The following is a 21,542-nucleotide window of genomic DNA, read 5'->3' on the forward strand; positions in this document are numbered from 1 at the left end:
CGCGTCCGGGACACGACCACATCCTCACTCGGCCGGATGGCGCGCGATATTTCCCACCGATGCCTCGCCATGCTGCGTCAGCGGCCGGTTACCGGCCAAGGCGCGCAGCAGCACGTAGAACATCGGCGTAAAGAAAATGCCGAACGCCGTGACGCCGATCATGCCTGAAAACACCGCAACCCCCATGGCATGACGCATCTCGGAACCTGCGCCGGTGGAGATCACCAGCGGCACCACGCCCATGATGAAGGCAAGCGAGGTCATCAGGATCGGCCGCAGCCGCAAGCGGCTGGCTTCGATCGCGGCTTGCACGGGCGTACGTCCGGCGAATTCCAGCTCGCGCGCGAACTCCACGATCAGGATGGCATTCTTGGCCGACAGTCCCACCAGCACGATCAACCCGATCTGCGTGAACACGTTGTTGTCGCCCTTGGTCAGCCAGACGCCGAGCATCGCCGCCAGCAATCCCATCGGCACGATCATGATGATCGACAGCGGCAGGGTCAGGCTCTCATATTGCGCGGCGAGCACCAGGAATACCAGCAATAGCGCTACCGGAAACACCACCAGCGACGAATTGCCGGCAATGATCTCCTGATACGTCAGGTCGGTCCACTCGAACGCGATGCCCTTTGGAAAGGTCTCCGCCGCGATTTTCTCGACCACGTCCTGGGCCTGCCCGGTCGAATAGCCGGGCGCCGCACCGCCATTGAGATCGGCGGTGAGGAAGCCATTGTAACGCATGGCGCGTTCCGGCCCGGCGCTCTCCTTGATCTTCAGCAGCGCCGACAGCGGCACCATCTCGCCGGTGTCGGAGCGCACCTTCAACAGCCCGACATCGTCGGCGCGGGCGCGGAATTTTGCGTCCGCCTGCACCCGCACCGAATAGGTGCGGCCGAACTTGTTGAAGTCGTTGACGTAGAGCGAGCCGAGATAGATCTGCATGGTTTCAAACACGCTGGTCACGGGCACGCTGAGCTGTCGCGCCCGGGTGCGGTCGATATCGGCATAAAGCTGCGGCACGTTGACCTGATAGCTGGAGAACAGTCCGGCCAGTTGCGGCGCCGCGCTGGCCTTGGCGATGAACGCCTTGGTGGCGTCATTGAGCGCCTCATAGCCCAGCCCGGCGCGATCCTCGATCTGCAGCTTGAAGCCGCCGATGGTGCCCAGTCCCGCCACCGGCGGCGGCGGGAACATGGCAATGAAGGCTTCCTGGATCGCGGAGAACTTGCCGTTGAGCTGGCCGGCGATCGCGCCCGCGCTGAGATTGGCGGCCTTGCGCTCTTCAAAAGGCTTCAAGGTGACGAACACGATTCCCGAATTGGAGCTGTTGGTAAAACCGTTGATCGACAGGCCGGGAAACGCCACGGCGCTTTCGACGCCCGGCAGCTTCAAGGCGATATCGCCCATGCGGCGGATCACCTCTTCGGTGCGGTCCAGCGTCGCGCCATCAGGCAGTTGCGCGAAGCCGACCAGATATTGCTTGTCCTGGCCGGGCACGAAGCCGCCGGGCACCGCCTTGAACAGGCCAAACGTGACGCCGATCAGCGCGACATAGGCGACCATCACGATCGCCCGCCGCGAGATCACCCGCTTGACGCCGCCGCCATAGGCTTCGGAACTGCGGTGAAAGAAACGGTTGAAACGCCGGAAGAACCAGCCGAGCACGCGGTCCATGCCGCGGGTCAGCGCGTCCTTTGGCGCATCGTGGGATTTCAGCAGCACCGCCGCCAGCGCCGGCGACAGCGTCAGCGAATTAAACGCCGAAATCACCGTCGAGATGGCCACCGTCAGCGCGAACTGCTTGTAGAATTGGCCGGTCAATCCTGTGATGAAAGCCAGCGGCACGAACACCGCGATCAGCACCAGCGCGATCGCGATGATCGGCCCGGTGACTTCCTGCATTGCCTGATACGCCGCGTCCTTTGGCGTCAATCCCTGCTCGATGTTGCGCTCGACGTTCTCGACCACGACGATGGCGTCATCGACGACGATACCGATCGCCAGCACCAGCCCGAACAGTGTTAGCGCGTTGATCGAGAAGCCGAACACATGCATGACGGCAAACGTGCCGATGATGGAAACCGGCACCGCGATCAAGGGAATGATCGACGCACGCCAGGTCTGCAGGAACAGGATGACCACCAGCACCACCAGGGCCACGGCTTCCAATAGCGTGTGCACCACCGCCTCGATCGAGGCACGAACGAACTGCGTGGGGTCGTAAACGATGCTGTAATCCATGCCGTCGGGCATGTTCGCCTTGAGCTCGACCATCATCTTGCGGACGGTGTCGGAGATCTGGATCGCATTGGAACCCGGCGACTGGAAGATCGGCACCGCGACCGCGGACTTGTTGTCCAGCAGCGACCGCAGCGAATAGTCCGCGGCACCGAGCTCGATCCGGGCGATGTCGCGCAGCCGCGTGACTTCGCCATTGGCGCCGTTCTTGACGATGATTTCGCCGAACTCCTCTTCGGTCTGCAGCCGTCCCTGCGCGTTGATGGAAAGCTGCAGATCGAGCCCGACTTCGCTTGGCGACGCGCCGACCACGCCGGCGGCGGCCTGGACGTTTTGGGCCCGGATCTCGCGCACCACGTCGGAAGCCGACAGCCCGCGCTCGGCGACCTTTTGCGGATCGAGCCAGACCCGCATCGAATAGTCGCCGGAACCGAACAACTGTACCTGGCCGACACCTTCGATGCGCGCCAGCCGGTCCTTGACGTTGAGCACGGCATAATTGCGCAAATAGGTCATGTCGTAGCGGCCGTTCGGCGACAACAGATGCACCACCATGGTGAGGTCGGGCGCGCTCTTGATCGTGGTGATGCCGAGGGTGCGGACCTCGGCGGGCAGCCGCGGCTCGGCCTGCGCCACGCGGTTCTGCACCAGTTGCTGGGCCTTGTCGGGATCGGTGCCGAGCCGGAACGTGACGTTGAGCGTCATCAATCCGTCGGTCGTGGCCTGGCTGCTCATATAGAGCATGCCTTCGACCCCGTTGATCTGCTCCTCGATCGGCGTCGATACCGTCTCGGCGATAACCTTGGGGTTGGCGCCCGGATATTGCGCGCGCACCACCACCGTCGGCGGCGCCACTTCCGGGTATTCCGAGATCGGCAGCGCCGGCAGCGACAGCAGTCCCGCCACGAAGATCAGCGTCGACAGCACGCCCGCGAAAATCGGTCGATCGATGAAGAATCTGGAAAAGTTCATGACACTGTCTCGCTGATATCGGGGCTGCGAAGCGCAGGGGTCCCGGCGCGGCCGACGGTGATCGACCACACGGATTTTCTTCTGTTGTTTTGCGACATTTGCCCGGTGCTTTCGCAAAAGCACCGGGCTCAGATTGCTAGCGCTGCGCCACCTCGGTCGCGGAAGAAGCAAAACCCATCGCGACCAATTCGGGCGCGACCAGCGCACCGGGGCGCACGCGCTGCAGTCCCTTGACCACGATGCGCTCGCCGGCGTGCAGGCCACCGGTCACCACGCGCATGCCGTCGATCGATACGCCGAGCGCAACTTCGCGATATTCCGCCTTGCTGTCCTTGTCGACGACCATCACGAATTTCTTGTTCTGGTCGGTGCCGACGGCGCGCTCGCTGATCAGCAACACCGGCTCGGCTTTGGGCTGCCCCATCAGCAGCCGCGCGAACTGGCCGGGCATCAGGCGGCCGTCGGCGTTGTCGAACACCGCGCGAACGCGCACCGTGCCGCTACGCGCGTCGACCTGGTTGTCGATCAGCTGCATCTTTCCCTTGTACGGCATGCCGTCGGAGGTGCCGGTCCCCATCTGCACCGGGATGCGTCCGATCTCTGATGGCGTCGATTCATTCGCCAGCGTACGCAACGCGCGCGTCACCACCTGCTCGTCGGCATTGAAGCTGGCGTAAATCGGATTGACCGAGACCAGCGTGGTCAGCACCGGCGTACCAGGTCCGGCGGCGATCAGATTGCCGACGGTAATCTCGAGCTTGCCGACCCGCCCGGCGACCGGCGCCCGCACTTCGGTGTAACCGAGATTGAGTTGTGCCGTTTGCAGCGTCGCCTCGGCCGCCTTCAGATTGGCTTCGGCTTCGCGGTAGGCGTTGACGCGACCGTCAAAATCCCGCTGCGAGATCGTGCGCGAATCCGTCAATTGCTGGCCGCGCTCGAAATCGCTCCTGGTGAGGATCAGGCGCGCCTTGGCCGCGGCGACCTGGCCTTCGGCGCGCGCCACATCGGCCGCATACAGCGACGGATCGATCTGGATCAACAGGTCTCCCTGTTTGACCAGCGCACCCTCCGTAAAGTGGATTTGCTGGATAGCGCCTGCGACGCGGGAACGGATTTCGACCCGCTCGACGGCCTCAAGCCGGCCGGAAAACTCGTCCCAGGGCACGGTCTGCCGGGGTGCCACGACGGAGACCGAGACCGGCAGGGCCGCTGGCGCGGCTGCGGCCGCCACGGCCTGCGCGCTGCCACCTCGGCCGCCCAGGAAGGTCGCGCCGGCGGCGATAGCCAGGGCGGCCAGAACCAGCCCGGTTCCAACCAAACGTTTGTTTTTGATAATATTTTTCATGATGACCCCAGACATTCGGCGCTGTTCCCCGATTTGAAACAGGCGGGAGCAGGTACGACACCCGATCCACGTCTACGTTGCAGCGCACACATTCATAACGCTCGGTATAGATGGGCCATCGACATCCCCTGTCAAGTCACTTATCTAACGATCGGTAGGAAATTGGAGGAGGACCCCATCATGGCCATGGGACGGCCCCGCGAATTCGATGTCGACAAGGCGCTCGACCTGGCGCTCCAGGTGTTCTGGAGCAAAGGCTATGAAGGCGCGTCGATCGCGGACCTCACCGAAACCATGGGGATCACCAAGCCGAGCCTCTATTCTGCGTTCGGCAACAAGGAAGAGCTGTTTCGCAAGGCGCTGGATCGGTATGTCGATGGGCCCGGCGGTTACTTCCAGGTCGCGCTGGCCAAGCCGACCATACGCGCCGTGGTGGAGCACCTGTTGTATGAAAGCGCCGACGCTGTCACGGGCCCCGACCACCCGCCGGGATGTCTGGCGGTCCAGGGCGCGCTGACCTGCGGCGACGCCGCCGAATCCATCAAGCAGGAACTGGTGTCGCGCCGCGCCAAAGGCGAACAGGATTTGCGCGAGCGCTTCGAGCGGGCGATCGCCGAAGGCGAGCTTCCTCAGGGATCCGACGCCGCCGATCTCGCGGCCTATCTCTCCGCGATCCTGCAGGGCATGGCGGTGCAGGCGGCTGGTGGAACCACGCGGGAGCAAGTGCGCAAGATCGCCGAGATGGCGCTGCGCACATGGCCGCCGCCACCTGATTTGGCGACGGTCTGACGCGGCAAACGCGAGGAGAAGGTTATACCTCCGCCCTCTCCGCCAATCCCACCGCCCACAACGCGAACGCATAGGCGATCGCGACCTCGTCGAGCCGGTTGAATCGTCCCGACGCGCCGCCATGGCCGGCGCCCATATTCGTGCGGAGCAATACCGGGCCGCCGCCGACCATCGTCGCGCGCAACCGCGCGATCCACTTCGCCGGCTCCCAATAGGTGACGCGCGGATCGGTCAAGCCGCCCATCGCGAGGATCAGCGGATAGTCCTTGGCTTCGATGTTGTCGTAGGGCGAATAGGACAGGATGGTGCGAAAATCCTTCTCGCTCTCGATCGGGTTGCCCCATTCCGGCCATTCCGGCGGCGTCAGCGGCAGCGTGTCGTCGAGCATCGTATTCAGCACGTCGACGAACGGCACTTCCGCAACGATGCCGGCGAACAATTCGCCGGCGCGGTTGGCGACCGCACCCATCAGCATGCCGCCGGCGCTGCCGCCATGGCCGACGATGCGCTTTGCGCTGGTGTATTTGGCCTCGATCAACGCACGTCCCGCCGCGGCAAAATCGTCGAACGTGTTGGTCTTCTTTTCGCGCTTGCCGTCGAGATACCAGCCCCAACCCTTATCGGCGCCGCCGCGGATATGCGCGATCGCGTAGACAAAGCCGCGATCGACCAGCGACAGCCGGTTGGCCGCGAACGAGGCCGGCATCGCCATGCCGTAGGAGCCGTAGCCGTACAGCAGCAGCGGCGCGTTGCCGTCGCGCACGAGATCCTTAGAGTGCAGGATCGAGACCGGCACTTTGGCGCCGTCATGCGCCGTCGCCATGATGCGGGTGGTGACGTAGTCGGCCGGGTTGTGGCCGGATGGAATCTCCTGCCGCTTTCGCAGCTCTCGCGTTCGCGTCGCCATATCGTAATCATGGACTTCCGATGGCGTCGTCATCGACGAATAGGAAAACCGCAAATTGGTGGTTTCGAATTCATAGCCGCCCATGGTGTCGAGCGAATAAGCTGCTTCGTCGAAGGCGATGGCGTGTTCTTCGCCTGACGTGAGATCGCGGATGATGATCGCGGGCAGCGCGTTGGCACGCTCCAGTCGCACCATGTGTCCGGCGTAAAGCTCGACATCGAGCACATAGATGCCCTCGCGATGCGGGATCAAATCGCGCCAGTTGGTGCGCTCAGGCGCCGCCAGCGGCGCGGTCATCACTTTGAAGTCGATCGCGTCATCGGCGTTGGTGAGGATGAACAGCTCGTCGCCGCGGTCGGCTATCGAATATTGCACGCCTTCCTCGCGGGCCGCTACCAGCCGCGGCGGCGTCTCGGGATGCGCCAGGTCGATCAGGCGCTGCTCGGAGGTTTCATGGTCGCCGCCTGCGATCACGCAAAACCGTCCGCTGGAGCTTTCATGCAGATGGGTGAACCAGCCGGAATCCGCTTCCTCATAGACCAGCGTGTCGTCCGCCTGCCGGGTGCCGAGGCGATGCCGCCACACCTGCATCGGCCGGTGATTGTCGTCGAGCTTGACGTAGAAGAAGCTTTGTCCGTCCGTGCTCCAGACCACGCCGCCATCGGTCTCCTCGACGAGGTCGTCAGAGTCCTTGCCGCTGGCCCAGTCGCGCACGCGAATTGAAAAATATTCCGAGCCCTTGGTGTCGGCGCTCCAGGCCTGCAGTTTATGGTCAGGCGAATGCCGTGCGCCGCCGAACTTGAAATAGCTGTGGGATGCCGCCAGCGCGTCGCCGTCGAGCACGATCTCAACGTCGCCGCCGTTGCGCGGGGTGCGGCCGAACATCTCGTGCTGGCCGCCCTCGCGGAATTTGCGCAGGTAAGCGAACGGGCCGTCCGGCGACGGCACGCTGGAATCGTCTTCCTTGATGCGTCCGCGCATCTCCGCGACCAGCTGCTTCTGCAGCGGCGAGGTGTGGCCGAGCAGGCTCTCGGTGTAGTCGTTTTCGCTTTCCAGATATTGCCTGATGTCGGCATCCAGGATCGAGGGATCGCGCAGCACCTCCTGCCATTTGGCGTCCTTGAGCCACGCATAATCGTCCGTCACCGTGATGCCATGAGTGGTGAAGGAATGCGGGCGGCGCGGCGCCACCGGCGCCTGCAGTGAACGGCCTTTGGTCGTCGATTGGGTCAAGCGATCCTCGTTTCAGTCGGTATTGCCACTTGCGCTATTGTCATGCGCGGGCCAGAAGCGCGTCTTCGCGCCAAGGACCCGCGCATCCATCAAAAAGAAAGCCTTCCTCAAGCGGATGGATTGCCGGGTCAAGCCCGGCAATGACGGCAATTGGCTGTTGGGCATTATATCGGAACCCGTTACCCATGTCTCCGAACACCCGTTACCCATCTCTCCGGACCGTATACTTGTCCCGGCCATCCACGTCTTTCGTGCTTTAGGTGAAAGCCCAGACGTGGATGCCCGGCAACGCAGACAAGTTTACGCGGTCTGCGCAAGGCAGACCGCTTCGGCCGGGCATGACGGTGCGTTGGATATTATAAAGCGTTTCTCACGCGCTCACGCTTTCGCCGAGCCATTCGATCGCGGCTTCGGTTCCGCCCTTGCCATGGGGGATGTTGAGGGCGTTGAGGCCGACTTCGATGACGCCGAGCGTGCCCAGGATCATCGGTGCATTGACGTGGCCCATATGTGCGATGCGGAATGCCTGGCCGGAGAGGTCGCCAATGCCGGTCCCCAGCACCACGCCGCATTTTTCCTTGCAATAGCGCTGCAGCGCGGCGGGGTCGTGGCCGTTCACCGTCACCGTCGTCACGGTGTTGGAGCGCTCGTTTGCTTCCGCGATGTTGAAGCCGATGACCTGGCCCTCGGCCCAGACCGCGACAGCGCGGCGAACCGCTTCGGCGAGCAGCCGGTGGCGCAGGAAGGCATTTTCCAGGCCTTCGGCGTGGAGCATGTCGATCGCCTTGCGCAGCGCGAACAGGAGATGCACCGGCGCCGTGCCGGCATATTTGCGGTAATGCTCGCTGCCATCGCGCTCGGTCCAGTCCCAATAGGGCGTGCGCAGGTTTGCCTTCTTGTGCACCTCGCGAGCGCGGTCGTTGGCGGCGACGAAGCCGAGGCCCGGAGGCGTCATCAGGCCCTTCTGCGAACCGGACATCGCGACATCGATGCCCCAGGCGTCCATCTCGAACGGCACGCAGCCGAGCGAGGCAACGGTGTCGACCATGAAGAGCGCGGGATGACCCGACGCCTTGATCGCCTTGCCGATCGCTTCGACGTCGTTATAGGCGCCCGAAGCGGTATCGATCTGCACGGCGACGATGGCCTTGATCTTGTGCTCCTTGTCCAGCTTGAGGCGCGCCTCGACTTCGGCCGGGCGGATCGCGCGGCGCCAGTCGCCTTTCAGCACCTCGACCTCGGCGCCCATCGCGGCCGCGGCATTGCCCCAGCCGATCGCGAAGCGGCCGCTTTCCAGCACCAGCACCTTGTCGCCCCGCGACAGCACGTTGGAGAGCGTCGCTTCCCACGCGCCATGGCCATTGGCGATGTAGATGTAGGAGTGGCCCTTGGTCGCGAACAGTTTTGAGAGATCGCCGAGCAGGCCGTGCGTCAGGTCCAGCATCTCTTTGGAATAAATATCGAGCGCCGGACGGTGCATCGCCTGAAGCACTTCGTCGGGCATGGTGGTGGGTCCGGGGATGGCCAGAAATTCCCGGCCCGCGCGAACGGTCATTTTTCTTATTCCTTATCGGTGGAACGCGGAATCAAGGCGCCCGAGGTTTGGTAGGACTGGAGCATGACAATAATCGATTGAAACCTTCATTGCGAGCGCAGCGAAGCAATCCAGAATCACAAATAGGGAATGGATTGCTCCGAGGAAGGCCTTGCTGCTCCGTGCAATGGCCGCACCCTTCTATCTCGTCGTCCCGGCCCAGTGCGCAATTGCGCACGGGGGTCGGGACGACAGCCATTGGCTATTTTCCCATTGCCCCCGCGATCGCATGCCAGATCTGATCCTTCAGCTCGGTCGCCGGCGGGCTCGGGATCGTCACCGCCGGGCCGTCGCGCTTCCGGCACGCCTCGACCAGCCGCAGCACCCAGATCTCGCCGTCGGTGTAATAGAGGTCGCCGCCGCCATTATAGCCCGCAATGGTCGGGCCGATGCCGGTCACCTGATATTTCGCGGTCACCATGCCGGCGTTCTCCAGGTCGGCGGTGAGCCGCGCGCGCTCGGCGTCGAGATCGGCGCTGATGTGGTGCGTCACCGCGCCGGTGTATCGGCTGACGCCGACGCCGCGATCCTGCGTCGCCGCGCCGAGCCACACCGGGCGTTTTTCCTCGCCCTGGTCCAGCACCTTCCAGTAGCGCACGTGGTTGCGGCGATCGGCGCTGGCGCCGATCGGTTTTTCGTAAGCCAGATCCTCGCGGCGTTCCTGATAATAGAGATTGCTGACCGGCGCATCCTTGTAGGGGCGGTCGAGCAGCACGGAGCCTATGATCTCGATCGACGATTTCAGCGTGATCGGATCGGCCGGATACCAGCCGGCCTGATGCATCGCGCAGATCACGTCGCGCTGATCGCCGATCAGGCCGACATTCATCGGGTCGCCGGGAATGCCTTGTCCCGTGCGCGTCACCATCGGCAGATCCGCAAGCCCTTTCTGATGCTCATAATGCGTCCACAGCCCGGGCAGGACCAGATAGGCGAGCAAGCCATAGCCGCAAAGGATGAACAGGATGAGCGTAACCGCGCGGCGCAGCCCGCCGCGATGTTTTGGCAGTGGTCCATCAACTTGTGTGTGCGCCACAGCGTTGCTCGTTGAGTTGCGGCACTTCTCCCTCGCCCCGCACTTCGCGACGAGAGCTAGGATCTTAGCGTCTGGTCTCGCGGCAACCCGCGGCTTCGGCCTCTTCGACCGAGCAGAACCAGCGCGTGCCCTTGCTGATCTTCATTTCGATCTTCGCATACCAGCGGCTGGTGGGTTGGTGGAAAATGCACTCGCCGGAACGATTGACGTTGCCCTTGATGGTGCAGTCGGGCGACGGCGCGACCGAGCCGGAGGCCGATGCCAATAGGATGGTGATGGCGTTCTCGGGCGGTTTGGCGGCGCCGAGAATGGCGGTCTTCTTGTTGCGGGCGCGCCAGTCCCACGGCGCGATGAACGCGCCCTGCCACATGCCGGCCTTGGCCTCGCGCGCCGCCTTTTCATCCGCCTCATAGTCGCGGGAAATCCGCGTGAACGCCAGCGCCCAGCCGTTGGCGACCATCCATTTCTGGACGTCCTCGCCGCCGACCTCGCATCGCGCCACGGTGCGGCCGCGACGATCGACGCTGCGGGTACGGCAGGTCCAGCTCTTGTTGCCAAAATGCTTGATCAGTTCGTCACGCGCAGCGACGCCGCAGGTCCAGCGTTCGCTCTTGTTGTTGAGGCAGAGCTGATCCACCGCCGGCGCGTCGATGCCACCGAGCCGAATGCGGGTATTGCCGATCTGAAGCTGGTCGCCTTGGCGGATTTTCGGGACGCCGGTGATGTCGGCGGCGTGCGCCATCGTGGGCAGCAACAACGTCAGAGCGACGCAAAGCCAGGTCTTTGATTTCAGCGTCTGCAAATTCATCGGCAATCCCGGCGCGAAAATATTGATGACAATTGCGCGGATTGTGCGGACATTGAGGCCGGCTTGCCAGTGCTCTGGGGCCGCATGGCTTTCAACTTCCCGTCAGAAATCGGCGCTTTCGACTCGTCTCAGCTTACGAGTTTGCGTCGTGCCGCATATCCCTCTTTCGTGGGATATGCGCTGCTACGCGCTTTTTCCCCGCATCATCACCCCTCGCGCCAGCGCCAGCCCCATCAGCACGAAGGCCGAGGTCACCTCGGGGCCACCGACCAGGATGCGTGTCGGGGTCTTCATCTTGTTCCACTCATACGCCTTGTAGGGTCCGTGGCGGCCGCCTTCGCCGACACCGGCGACGATGCAATGCAGCGCAGGCGTGAAGCTCGACGCGTCAGCGCCGAGATGCGCGAGCGCCATCAGGGCCAGCGCCGCATCGAAGGCGTTCATCTCGTGGGTGATCAACTCGCCCTCGACATAGGCCAGCACGCGGCCGCGGATGAAGTCGAAGGTGTTTTCGGGATCGATCGCCAGCCGCGCCGCCGGCGGCAGCGCGATGAAGGCCGCATAGCAGCGGCCGAAATAGGCGCAATAGAGCTCCGGCAGATAATAGATATGCGAGCGCGGATTGGAAAACGCGCCGCTTTCCACCAGCCGCTTCTGGAAGCCGATGATGCGATGAACCGTCTCCAGCCGTGACGGCGTCTCGATGATCTTCCAGCGCGCAAGGTTGCGGAAGCTGACCTCGAGGATGTCGAGATTGAGCGTCGGGTCGAGGTCGTTGCCGTAGGGCCGGTCGCCGGCGAGGTTGTCGATCCATGTCACGACGCCGCCCTCGTACTCGACGTTGTCGTTCAGCGGCACCGTCACGCGCGGCTCGTTGGCGCCGCTGCGGACCTGATAGCCGGCGTAGAAATCCAAAAGCGGCTGATCGAGGATCGGATCGGTCGAGCCTGCCTGCGTCGCCGCCGAGAATGAGCAGGCGGTGGTGTCGCAGTCCGGCACGTAGATGCCGAAGCCGAGATCCTGCTTGATCTGGGAAAAGAATTTTGAAAACCGCGGATGCGGCAGCGGCGCCAGCGCGGTGATGACGCGCACGGTGGAGCCGTCATGCGAGGGCACTTCCTCGGCGCTGGTGGCGAGGCAAAAATCGACCATCTCCGAGATGGCGCGGCGCGACGCAGCCGTCTGGTCCACGGAGGCGAGGCCGGTTTCGACAAAGCTGAGCAGCGCCTCGGTGAAGAAGGCGTCGTAATAGGCCGAGCGGTGCCGGATCTGCATCGGCTCCCACATCGGCTCGGCGATGCCGGTCCAGGGCGGATTGATCAGCGCGCGGGCCGGTGAATGCGCGATGAAGATCCGCGCCAGGCTGAACAGCAGGGTCGAGTTCTTGTAGCCGCGCGAATTGAGCCCGGTCAGCGCCATCAGCATTTCGCGCCCGCCCATGTCGGCATCGCCGAGCAGGTTGAACGCGGCATAGGTCGGGATGAAGCCGTTTTTGGCAAACGAGCGCAGCAGATGCGCGCCGCAGGTCCGGATCACGCGCTCGATCTCGGCGAGGTCAGGCGCTTTTGCAGGCGACACGGCCGGCGCCGGCTTTGGGTGGCGGACATCGATCGTCGCCATCAGTTCGGCGATGGGTGTACCTACCGCTTCCCAGTCCGGCGCGTCGTCGTCGCGGGCGCGGGTCAGTGCCTCACGCAGCGACTGCAGCCGGCCTTCGTCGCGAAGTTGCGGCAATCCGGTACGGCGCAGCAGCGGCCGCAGCGCGGGGTTGCCGAGCGCGGTCCGATAGAATTTCCCAAGATGAGGGTCGCCGCCGGCATAGTTCAGCAGCAGCGGATCGCAGACGTCGTACAGCGACGGACCGTCCTTGCGGGCGGTCAGCGCGCGGTAGGCGGCGCCGGCGAAATATTGAAAGCCCATGCAGTCTCTTTTCGCCGGAACCGTGAACCGAGGGCCGTCGAATCTACCGCCGGCCTGCAAGCCATTGAAAATGATACAAATCAGCGGGAAATACAAATGTGACTGATGTCACATAAAATGTCCCGATTTGGTACCATCATTCTCTTGGGGAACGTCATGCGCCAAAGGAGGTTGCCCGCAATGGCCGTGCGGGTTAAGGGTTTCTTTGTTGCGGTGCCGCAAATTGCCACAATTCGACGGCACACCAATTCGCAACCCCTCAAACCTAAACGGCACTGGCGCGACTAACTTGGCGCGCCCTGGTCAACGATTGGGAATTGAAACAATGGACGGTAGCAAGCCAAGCATCTCTCGCCGCTCGGTCACCGTGGCCGCCGCTTTGGTCGGCCTGGTGTCACTGGCGATCGGCGCCCATGCTGCGCTCAACAAGCGTTCGCTCGATGCTGCCAAGGCGATCGCGACCGAACAGAATTTCGACGTCGCCACCAAGACTTCCCGCGTCGCACTGGTCATCGGCAACGGCCACTATCCCGACGCCTCGGCACCATTGGCGCAGCCGATCAATGACGCCCGCGGCCTCACCTCGGCGTTGCGCGGCAAGGGCTTTGACGTCGACGTGGTGGAAGACGCCACCAAGGACGACATGGCCCGCGCCATCGGCCGGCTCAAGTCCAAGATCAAGCCCGACAGCGTGGTGATGCTGTTCTTCGGCGGCTACGGCGTCCAGGTCGGACGCCAGAGCTACATGATCCCGGTCGATGCCGCGATCTGGAAGGAAGCCGATGTCCGCCGCGACGGCGTCAGCATCGAGTCCGTGCTCGACACGATGAAGGAGCAGGGCGCCAAGGTTAAACTCGTCGTGGTCGACGCCTCGCGCCGCAACCCGTATGAGCGCCGTTTCCGTTCCTACTCCCACGGCCTGGCACCGATCTCGGCCCCCGAAAACGCGCTGATCCTGACCTCGGCGACGCCGGGCAAGGTGGCCGACGATTCCAAGGGCCAGTACAGCGTGCTGATGTCCGAGCTGCTCAATAACCTCGCCGCGCAAGCGGGCCTCGAAACGGCGTTCAACAAAACCCGCGTGACGATCTCCCGCGCCAGCGAAGGCGAGCAGGTTCCCTCGGTGTCGTCCTCGCTGCTCGAAGACGTCAGCATCGGCGGGTAAGTACCCCTCGTCATGCGCGGGCTTGACCCGCGCATCCATCAAGCAAAATATCTCTCAAGATCGATGGATGGCCGGGTCAAGCCCGGCCATGACGGCTAATGCCGTCACTTCGCGTCCGCGGCTACCATCACCGGGCGCACCGGATCGCCTTCCCGCAGCAGGGCGCCGGCGCGGGCGACCACGATATCGCCTTCGACGATGCCCTCGCGGATCTCGACTTGGCCCTGCTGCATCAATCCGGTTTCGACCCGCCGGGTCTCGACGCGCTGGCGCTTCACCACCTGCACCACGGTGCCGGCATTGCCATAGAGGATCGCGGTCAGCGGCACCGAGATGCCGCAGCTCTGACCGGTCTTGATCTGCGCCCGTCCGGAAGAATTGACCAGAAGCCGGCGGTTGGTGGTGACGGCGATGAACACCTGGGCGAGCTGGCTGTTGGGCTCGACCGTGGTCGACAGCCGACGCACCCTGCCATCGACTTCGCCGGCGCCGATCACCTTGATCCGTGCGCTCTGGTTGATCTGAAGTTTTGCGATGTCGCGGGTCGGCACCAGCCCGACCAGGTCGAATTCGCTGCGGGCGATGATCGAAAACAGCGCCTCGCCCTTGCCGGACGCCATGGCGCCGACCGCGGCGGTCGAGGCTGAAACCAGCCCGGCGACGGGCGCCTGCACCAGCACCGTGCCGCCTTCCGGGAGTGTCAGCCGGGCCAGCGTCTGGCCCGCGGTGACGGTGTCGCCGGCATCGATCAGCACTTCGGCGACCTTCAGCCCCATGCGCTCGGGCCGCACCTGCGTTTCCTCGCGCGCGATGATGGTGCCTGACACCTCGACATTGTTGCCGAAGCAGGATTTCGCGGCCTTGAACACGGTGACCGCCGCGCCCTTGGGCGCCGTTTCCTCGTCGGCGGCAAACGCCGGCGGCGCGGCCAGGCTGAGCGCCCCCGCAAGCATCAGGGCAGGCAGCTTGAGGTCGCGCGCGGTGATCATCGGCGTTTCATTTCCAGTTTCGGGCCCATAAATACCAGAAATGGATACCAGATGCCCGACCGGCGCGCCAAGCGGCAAGAAGACCACCAAGGAGGCCCAAACCGCGGCTCAACCGCCTGCCAGGCTGACCAGCTTCGCCGCCGGCTGGCCGGCCGCCAGCGGCACGCCGGCAAGTTCATCGGCGCGGGCGATATGGGCCGCGATCACAGGGTTGATGATGCCGGCATGGGTCATCGCGAGCATATGCCCGGCATCCGGCAGATGGCGCAGTTCGGCGCCGTCGATGTCAGCGGCCAGCCGGCGGACGATGCGCTGAGTCAGGTTCGGCGATTGCCCGCCGGACAACAGCAGCGTCGGCACCCGCAGCGAGGCCGCCGCCATCGTCACATTCTCTTCGGCGAAGGCGGCGGCGAAATCGTACGGCAGCCGTTCGGCATGCTCGATCATGCGGATGCGCGCGGCGACAGGCAGTTCCTCGCGCGGGCCGGAGCCGCACCAGAACTCGGAAAACTTGTCGATCGCCTCCAGCACTGACCCGTTCCAGATATCGTGGCGCACCTCGGTGGCCAGATCAGCGAACTGGTCGTGCAGCCGCCGGTCCGGCGCGCTTTCGCGCAGCAGCGTCGGCAGCACCGGCTCGATCAGCGTCAGACTGCGGATGCGATGCTCATACGCCGGGTCGGTCGCGATCTTGAACGCGATGGCGCCGCCATAGGAATGGCCGACCAGATGGATCGAGCCATTGGCCTGATCGAGCGTCTCGCGCAGGCACGCCACTTCCTGCGCCAGTGTCAGCGGCAGGTCGAACGTGCAGGCCTTACTGCCATAGCCGATCAGATCGGGCGCGATCAGTTTTGTGCCTGGCCCAAATTCGGCGCCGAGTTTTGTCCACTGGCGTCCCGAACCGAGCGAGCAATGCAACGCGACGACGCAAGCGGTGGCGTTTTGTCGTGAAGAGATTGGAGTCAAAATGTTCATCGGAGCAATCCTGTGTGTTCGTTTCGGAAATGACTTTCTCTCCGTCATGGCCGGGCTCGACCCGGCCATCCATCTTCTTCGAAGGACTCTTGCGAAGAGGGATGGATGCCCGGGTCAAGCCCGGGCATGACAACGTTGGTGGTGTGTGGACGTGCAGCGTCATCGCTTCGTGATCACCACTTCGAGATACTCGCTCGGCACCACCATGGTGCCGTTGCTGGCGCGGTTCATGCGGACGATCAGGGCATGCAGATCATTGTGCAGCTCTTCCTGCTTGGCCGGCTCGAGCGCGGCGAACGCTTTCAGCACCGGGCCATAAAACGTCTTGAACACGTCGAGGAAATGCTCGGCCGAGCGGTAGCGGAAATTGAAAAGCCGGGATTCCGCCTTGATCGTGGCGGCGCCGGCATCGAACATTTCGGTGAGCCGCGTGCGGGTGCCCCACATCGCCGGCGATTTCGCGCCCGCGGGCGGCGGCAGATGTTTGCCGAGCGTCTTGAATACCTGGCCGATGAAGCCGTCCGGCGTCCAGTTGGCGAGGCCGATCTGGCCCTTCGGCTTGCACACGCGCAGTAGTTCCGAAGCGGCCTTGTCCTGGTTCGGCGTGAACATCACGCCGAAGGTCGAGAGCACGACTTCAAAAGAGTTGTTGTCGAAGGGGAGGTTCTCCGCGTCGGCCTCGCGAAACTCCATCGTCATGCCTTCGGCATTGGCGCGCGCCCGGCCGCGCTCCAGAAGCGCCGGCACGTAATCGGTCGAGGTTACCTCGCACCAGCGGCGCGCGGCGGCGAGCGAGGCCATGCCGTTGCCGGCGGCGACATCCAGCACCTTCGAGCCGGCCTTGAGGTCGAGCGCCTCGCACAGCTGCTCGCCGACGATCTGCAGCGTAGAACCGACGATGGCGTAATTGCCTGACGACCACGCCGCCTGCTGCCTGGTCTTCAGCGCGGCCAGATCGGGAGCGGGCATCATGGTCGGGGCGGGGGTGGCGGCGGTAGCGGTAGCTGGGGTGGCCATGCGGTGTTCCTCCGGGTCATGCGGCCACAATGCGGGCCGCGATGAACCGAACATGCCGTTCCGAGGACCTAAAGACTCTGAGACGGGGCTGATTTTGCCTTGAGGCCACCCTGATTTTTCTGTGAGGCAGGCATCTGTTAGGTAAAACACGTCATGGCTGATTTGAGCGCGCTAATTGAGCGGCCCCGCCAGCAAAACCCGGCAGAACCGGGCGACAAGCGGGCCCGATCAAACGGTCACGGGGATCCTCGCGTGCAATTTCACTTCTCAAACCATGTGCTCGACAGCGCCGTGCGCGAATTGACCCGCGATGGCCAAATTGTCGCAGTCGAGCCGCAGGTGTTCGATCTGTTGATGTACCTGGTCGAGCACCGCGACCACGTCGTTACCAAGGATGATCTGATCGAGAGCATCTGGCACGGCCGCATCGTCTCCGAATCCACACTGACCAGCCGCATCAACGCCGCGCGCACCGCCATCGGCGACAGCGGCAAGGACCAGGCGCTGATCCGCACCATCGCTCGCAAGGGTTTTCGTTTTGTTGGAGATGTCAGCAGCGGTGCACTTGCACCGCGACCCGCGCTCAGCGGCGCCCTTGCGCCGCAAAGCGCGACCCCTGCATCCCTGGCGCGCCCGCCCGAGCCCGCGCACATCTCCCTGCCGCCGCTCGACCGCCCCGCGATCGCCGTGCTGCCGTTCACAAACATCTCCGGCGAGCCCGAGCAGGAATATTTTTCCGAAGGCATTTCGGAGGACATCATCACCGCGCTGTCAAAGCTGCGCTGGTTCTATGTCATCGCCCGCAACTCCTCTTTCGTCTATCGCGGCCGTCAGGTGCATCTGAAGCAGATCGGCGAGGAGCTCGGCGTCGGCTATGTCGTCGAGGGCTCGGTGCGCAAGGATGGCGACCATGTGCGCATCACCGCGCAGCTCAACGATGTCGTCACCGGCAGCCATCTCTGGGCCGAACGCTACGACCGCAACCTCGCCGACGTGTTTGCGGTGCAGGACGAGATCACGCAGGCCGTGGTCGCCGCGATCGAGCCGCAGCTCTATGCCGCCGAGAATTTCCGCAGCCAGCGCAAGACGCCCGACAATATGGACGCCTGGGATCTGGTCATGCGCGCGCTGTCGCATTACTGGCGGGTGACGCGATCGGACAATCTGGTGGCGCAGGCGCTGCTCGAAAAAGCCATCGCGGTCGATCCCCACTACGGCCAGGCGCTCAGCCTGCTCGCCGCCTGCCATACGTTCGCGGCCCATATGGGCTGGGAGGACATGCCGACGGCGGTGCGGGCGGCGGAACGCGCCGCGTTGGCGGCGATCCGCGCCGACTCTGAGGATGCGTGGGCGCATTATGCGCTGGCGAGCGTCTATCTGTTCAACCGCCGCTTTGACGATTGCATCGCCGAGTTCGAGCTGGCGCTGCGGCTCAATCCGAATTTTTCGCCGGCGCGCGGCATCTATGGCGTGGCGCTGTCCTATCGCGGGCGCTGGGAGGACGGCGACGCCGCCGCCCGGCAGGCGCTGCGCTTTTCCCCGCGCGATCCCTTTGCCGGCATCTATTGCGGCGTCGCCGCCTATTGCCAGTATGTCGGCCGCAACTACGAGGAGGCGATCCGCCTCTCCCGCGAAGCCCTGCGCCAGCGCCCCGATTTCGTCGGCGCCCACCGCGTGCTGACGGCGTCGCTGGGCATGTCCGGCTTCACCCACGCGGCGGCTGCGGCACTGGAGGGGTTGCGGAACGTGCAGCCGAATATCTCGCTGGCGTGGCTGTCCACGGAGATGCCGTATGAGCATGAGGTGGAGCGGGAGCATTATCTGGAGGGGTTCAGGCGGGCGGGGCTGGGGTAGGGGGACGGCTAACGGCGGGGCTCACGCCGCTTTCGTCAGAGGTCGCGCTCGTTCAATCCGCTTGCGCGCCAGTGGTGAATGCATCGCTTCCCATAGATCGCTTCGCCGCTGCACATCGAGCCAGAAATCCGCACGGTTGCCGAACGCGCGGGCGAGAATGAGCGCGGTCGCCGCGGTCACGTTGCGACGATCGTTGCACAGCTCGTTGACGTGCTTGCGTTGCACGCCCATGCCCTCAGCCAGCGCGCCTTGCGTCAGTCCGATCGGCTGCATGAACTCCTCGACGAGAATCTCGCCAATCGTCGCCGGCTTGCGTTTTGTCATCAGCATGGTTTGCCTCACAGGTAGCTGCGATCGTCTAAGCATACCTCTTCAGGTTTCCATCAGGAATTGACGGTCCATTGGCCTTGATGTATACCAATGGTATCTACCAATTACCGAAGGAGGGCGGATCATGAATTCACCCACCAAACCGCTCATACAATCGACCGCGAAGCTGTTCATGCATGGCCGCAGCCAGGCGGTGCGCCTGCCGAAGGAATTCCGCTTCGAGGGCACCGAGGTGCAGGTCAGCAAGGTCGGTGACAAGGTCATCCTTGAGCCGTTGAAAAAGCAGCCTATCGATCTCGATCAATTCTGGGCTGAGCTCGACGCGCTTGGTGCGCGGGACTTTCTGCCGGACGGAGTCCCGGACGATCCGCCGGTCGAACCCGACCCACGCATCTTCGTCGACGAATGATTTGCCTCGACACCAACATCGTCATCGGGATCGTGAGCGGACGCAATTCGTCGTTTCGTCACCGCGTTGGAGAACAGATGCGCGGGGGCACGCCAATAGGGTTGCCGGTCATCGCGTTATTCGAAATGCGCTACGGATTCGCCAAGAGCGACCGGCGTGAGCACAACGAATACTTGCTTGAACGATTTCTTGGGCTGGGCATCGATCTTCTCCCGTTCGAGCCGGAAGATGCCATGCATGCCGGCGATATCCGCGCCGACCTTGAAAAGGCAGGCACCCCGATCGGCCATTACGACATTCTGATTGCCGCGCAAGCGCGCCGCCATGGCGCTACCTTGGTGACGGCGAACGCCCGCGAGTTCGCGCGCGTGCCAGGACTGTTGGTGGCGAACTGGGAAGCATAGACCGCCAGCCCGTGAAAGCTGGCGGTCCATGCCGTCGCATTCAGCACTCACTGCACCGAACGATCTCGGCTCACAGCAAGAAATCCGCCGTCGTGAACTGGTGGCTGTTCGTCGAAATGATCTCCATGTCGGCCGCGCCGCCGTTGATGTTGAAGAACACGTGCTGGCCGTCGTCGTGGGTCTCGAACCAGAACTTGCCGGCCTGGGTGGTCGCACCGCTGGACGAGAAGGTGAACTGGCTGTTGCCGTTGGCGGAATTGCCGTCGGCGTCCATGAAGGAGACGTCGATCTTGTCGCCGACCTGGAAGTCGGTGATGCGGTCCGCGGCGCCGACCGCGCTCTCGTTCTCAGCGCCGAGGCCGACGAAGTAGACGAAGTTGTCGTTGCCCGTGCCGCCCGACATCACATCGGCCTTGCCGCCGCCGTAGAGCGTGTCTTCGCCGCTGCCGCCGAACATCGTGTCGATGCCATGCAGGTTGGACGCGACCGCGTCATTGTCGCCGACCAGATAGTCGTTGTCGCTGCCGCCGCTGATGCGGTCCGCGCCGGCGCCGCCGAAGATGTGGTCCTCGCCCGACTGGCCGTTCAGATTGTCGTCGCCTGCGCCGCCGTCGATCGTGTCGTCGCCGGAGCCGCCAAACACCTTGTCGGCGGAGTTGCCGTCCAGGATGATGGTGTCGTTGCCGCCCTGGCCGTTGACGAGCTTGGGGGCGGTCCCCGTCAGCTGGAAGTGAAAGTTGCTGTTGCCGCCCAGGTTCTGAAAACCGTCGCGCGCATCGTCCTGGGTCAGTTCGGATTGTTGTTCGGCGTAATCCAGCTTGTTGAATGGTTTCCAAGGATAAATCATCGTCGCGTTCCCTCTGTGCCGGCCGCCCAGAATGGGCTTGCCTGTGACGGAGAACATCGCAGGGAAGGCGGGCCGGCGCTGTTCCCTGGGGAACAGGCTGCTAGGGAGTTGTTTCCTCCGTCATTCCCCGATGCGCAATTGCGCATCTGTGGGCGCGCCTCTTGGCGCGAGCCCGGAATCCATCAAGCAGCAAGTGCTGTTGCCCGATGGATTCCGGGCTCTCGCTTCGCGAGCCCCGGAATGACGAAGGAGAGAGATGCGACAAATCGGCACGACGGCGGCGCCCGGCGTAGCCTTGGCGAAGCCGGGGCAAATCAGTTCCGATTTACGGAAATCGTGTCAAGTAGAAAATTTCCGTAAATCAAAAATATTTCTGTAGTCGGCCGACCCAAATCAGTGCGCATCTATCGCCATCCCGCCCTGGTCAGAAGGGCGTCGGCCGTCGTCACGGACGTTGGGCGGGTTGCGGTGGACGCTGGTTTACGCTGAGACGACGGCGTGGATAAGCGTACGGCAAAACCGTGTGGTCCTGGCGCCCGTTGCAGGCGTCAAGTTGCCGGAGAAGCGTGAGCTGAACCGGCAGCGACGGAGTCAACCAAGAACTCGTCTCCGGGGAGATCACGGCATAAGCCGTAAAGCCATTGCGCAGGGAAGGCCGGGTGTTCTCCGCTGCCCTGTATGCTCGTGTGCACTTTGTTTTGTGC

17 protein-coding genes are annotated in these 21,542 nt (G+C 63.6%); 5 read left to right on the forward strand and 12 right to left on the reverse strand.

Features of this window, described 5'->3' with window-relative positions; translation table 11 throughout:
- Positions 1–24: 24 nt before the first annotated feature.
- Both JQ574_RS33460 and JQ574_RS33465 read right to left on the reverse strand, forming a co-directional pair.
- The gene (locus JQ574_RS33460) at positions 25–3,213 is read right to left on the reverse strand and encodes an efflux RND transporter permease subunit (protein WP_212214511.1); all 3,189 of its coding nucleotides are present in this window, start codon (positions 3,211–3,213) and stop codon (positions 25–27) included.
- Positions 3,214–3,349: 136 nt separating this feature from the next.
- Positions 3,350–4,558 carry an efflux RND transporter periplasmic adaptor subunit gene (locus JQ574_RS33465; protein WP_212214514.1) on the reverse strand — a complete coding sequence of 403 codons (1,209 nt, stop codon included), beginning with the start codon at positions 4,556–4,558 and terminating at the stop codon, positions 3,350–3,352.
- Positions 4,559–4,738: 180 nt separating this feature from the next.
- Between JQ574_RS33465 and JQ574_RS33470 the strand changes: the two genes are divergently transcribed.
- Complete coding sequence (locus JQ574_RS33470) at positions 4,739–5,347, forward strand: TetR/AcrR family transcriptional regulator (protein ID WP_212214517.1); 609 nt, start codon at positions 4,739–4,741, stop codon at positions 5,345–5,347.
- 22 nt (positions 5,348–5,369) lie between these two features.
- Here the strand turns inward: JQ574_RS33470 and JQ574_RS33475 are convergent, their stop codons facing one another.
- The 5 genes from JQ574_RS33475 to JQ574_RS33495 all read right to left on the reverse strand — a co-directional run bounded on the left by JQ574_RS33475 (position 5,370) and on the right by JQ574_RS33495 (position 12,845).
- The gene (locus JQ574_RS33475; protein ID WP_249119771.1) at positions 5,370–7,487 is read right to left on the reverse strand and encodes a S9 family peptidase; all 2,118 of its coding nucleotides are present in this window, start codon (positions 7,485–7,487) and stop codon (positions 5,370–5,372) included.
- A 370-nt stretch (positions 7,488–7,857) separates the two neighbouring features.
- Entirely contained in the window at positions 7,858–9,042 is a 1,185-nt protein-coding gene (locus JQ574_RS33480) for an alanine--glyoxylate aminotransferase family protein (RefSeq protein WP_212214520.1), read from the reverse strand.
- 241 nt (positions 9,043–9,283) lie between these two features.
- Complete coding sequence (locus JQ574_RS33485) at positions 9,284–10,117, reverse strand: LssY C-terminal domain-containing protein (protein ID WP_312014775.1); 834 nt, start codon at positions 10,115–10,117, stop codon at positions 9,284–9,286.
- 64 nt (positions 10,118–10,181) lie between these two features.
- Positions 10,182–10,925 (reverse strand): thermonuclease family protein, encoded by a 744-nt coding sequence (locus tag JQ574_RS33490; protein ID WP_212214523.1) that lies wholly within the window; start codon positions 10,923–10,925, stop codon positions 10,182–10,184.
- 183 nt (positions 10,926–11,108) lie between these two features.
- Positions 11,109–12,845 carry a hypothetical protein gene (locus JQ574_RS33495; RefSeq protein ID WP_212214525.1) on the reverse strand — a complete coding sequence of 579 codons (1,737 nt, stop codon included), beginning with the start codon at positions 12,843–12,845 and terminating at the stop codon, positions 11,109–11,111.
- Positions 12,846–13,170: 325 nt separating this feature from the next.
- Between JQ574_RS33495 and JQ574_RS33500 the strand changes: the two genes are divergently transcribed.
- Positions 13,171–14,010, forward strand: a complete 840-nt coding sequence (locus tag JQ574_RS33500) for a caspase family protein (RefSeq protein ID WP_212214527.1) — start codon at positions 13,171–13,173, stop codon at positions 14,008–14,010.
- 104 nt (positions 14,011–14,114) lie between these two features.
- Here JQ574_RS33500 and JQ574_RS33505 read toward each other — a convergent pair whose 3' ends face one another.
- From JQ574_RS33505 to JQ574_RS33515, 3 genes are all read right to left on the reverse strand, one after another.
- Positions 14,115–14,999: an efflux RND transporter periplasmic adaptor subunit gene (locus JQ574_RS33505; RefSeq protein WP_212037440.1), complete on the reverse strand. Its 885-nt coding sequence runs from the start codon at positions 14,997–14,999 to the stop codon at positions 14,115–14,117.
- Positions 15,000–15,107: 108 nt separating this feature from the next.
- Positions 15,108–15,977 (reverse strand): alpha/beta fold hydrolase, encoded by an 870-nt coding sequence (locus JQ574_RS33510; protein WP_212214531.1) that lies wholly within the window; start codon positions 15,975–15,977, stop codon positions 15,108–15,110.
- Between the two features lie 159 nt (positions 15,978–16,136).
- On the reverse strand, positions 16,137–16,994 hold the full coding sequence (locus tag JQ574_RS33515) for a class I SAM-dependent methyltransferase (RefSeq protein ID WP_249119772.1): 858 nt from the start codon (positions 16,992–16,994) through the stop codon (positions 16,137–16,139).
- 252 nt (positions 16,995–17,246) lie between these two features.
- Here JQ574_RS33515 and JQ574_RS33520 point away from each other — a divergent pair, with 252 nt between their 5' ends.
- Positions 17,247–18,848 carry a winged helix-turn-helix domain-containing protein gene (locus JQ574_RS33520; RefSeq protein WP_212214533.1) on the forward strand — a complete coding sequence of 534 codons (1,602 nt, stop codon included), beginning with the start codon at positions 17,247–17,249 and terminating at the stop codon, positions 18,846–18,848.
- A gap of 21 nt (positions 18,849–18,869) precedes the next feature.
- Here the strand turns inward: JQ574_RS33520 and JQ574_RS33525 are convergent, their stop codons facing one another.
- The gene (locus JQ574_RS33525) at positions 18,870–19,178 is read right to left on the reverse strand and encodes a HigA family addiction module antitoxin (RefSeq protein WP_212214535.1); all 309 of its coding nucleotides are present in this window, start codon (positions 19,176–19,178) and stop codon (positions 18,870–18,872) included.
- A gap of 124 nt (positions 19,179–19,302) precedes the next feature.
- Between JQ574_RS33525 and JQ574_RS33530 the strand changes: the two genes are divergently transcribed.
- Both JQ574_RS33530 and JQ574_RS33535 read left to right on the forward strand, forming a co-directional pair.
- Positions 19,303–19,587, forward strand: a complete 285-nt coding sequence (locus JQ574_RS33530) for an antitoxin (protein ID WP_249119773.1) — start codon at positions 19,303–19,305, stop codon at positions 19,585–19,587.
- Positions 19,584–19,991 (forward strand): type II toxin-antitoxin system VapC family toxin, encoded by a 408-nt coding sequence (locus JQ574_RS33535; RefSeq protein WP_212214538.1) that lies wholly within the window; start codon positions 19,584–19,586, stop codon positions 19,989–19,991. The genes JQ574_RS33530 and JQ574_RS33535 overlap by 4 nt, the downstream gene beginning before the upstream one ends.
- Positions 19,992–20,061: 70 nt before the next feature.
- Here JQ574_RS33535 and JQ574_RS33540 read toward each other — a convergent pair whose 3' ends face one another.
- Entirely contained in the window at positions 20,062–20,838 is a 777-nt protein-coding gene (locus JQ574_RS33540) for a calcium-binding protein (RefSeq protein WP_212214542.1), read from the reverse strand.
- Positions 20,839–21,542: the final 704 nt, after the last annotated feature.

The organism is Bradyrhizobium sp. AUGA SZCCT0158, assembly GCF_018130065.1.
Taxonomy (GTDB): Bacteria; Pseudomonadota; Alphaproteobacteria; order Rhizobiales; family Xanthobacteraceae; genus Bradyrhizobium.

Coding starts and splice junctions, on each gene's coding strand:
- JQ574_RS33535 (WP_212214538.1), top strand. CDS start 19,584: ATGATTTGCCTCGACACCAACATCGTCATCGGGATCGTGAGCGGACGC.
- JQ574_RS33480 (WP_212214520.1), bottom strand. CDS start 9,042: ATGACCGTTCGCGCGGGCCGGGAATTTCTGGCCATCCCCGGACCCACC.
- JQ574_RS33525 (WP_212214535.1), bottom strand. CDS start 19,178: ATGCTGATGACAAAACGCAAGCCGGCGACGATTGGCGAGATTCTCGTC.
- JQ574_RS33515 (WP_249119772.1), bottom strand. CDS start 16,994: ATGGCCACCCCAGCTACCGCTACCGCCGCCACCCCCGCCCCGACCATG.
- JQ574_RS33530 (WP_249119773.1), top strand. CDS start 19,303: ATGAATTCACCCACCAAACCGCTCATACAATCGACCGCGAAGCTGTTC.
- JQ574_RS33470 (WP_212214517.1), top strand. CDS start 4,739: ATGGCCATGGGACGGCCCCGCGAATTCGATGTCGACAAGGCGCTCGAC.
- JQ574_RS33465 (WP_212214514.1), bottom strand. CDS start 4,558: ATGAAAAATATTATCAAAAACAAACGTTTGGTTGGAACCGGGCTGGTT.
- JQ574_RS33460 (WP_212214511.1), bottom strand. CDS start 3,213: ATGAACTTTTCCAGATTCTTCATCGATCGACCGATTTTCGCGGGCGTG.
- JQ574_RS33510 (WP_212214531.1), bottom strand. CDS start 15,977: ATGAACATTTTGACTCCAATCTCTTCACGACAAAACGCCACCGCTTGC.
- JQ574_RS33505 (WP_212037440.1), bottom strand. CDS start 14,999: ATGATCACCGCGCGCGACCTCAAGCTGCCTGCCCTGATGCTTGCGGGG.
- JQ574_RS33540 (WP_212214542.1), bottom strand. CDS start 20,838: ATGATTTATCCTTGGAAACCATTCAACAAGCTGGATTACGCCGAACAA.
- JQ574_RS33495 (WP_212214525.1), bottom strand. CDS start 12,845: ATGGGCTTTCAATATTTCGCCGGCGCCGCCTACCGCGCGCTGACCGCC.
- JQ574_RS33490 (WP_212214523.1), bottom strand. CDS start 10,925: ATGAATTTGCAGACGCTGAAATCAAAGACCTGGCTTTGCGTCGCTCTG.
- JQ574_RS33500 (WP_212214527.1), top strand. CDS start 13,171: ATGGACGGTAGCAAGCCAAGCATCTCTCGCCGCTCGGTCACCGTGGCC.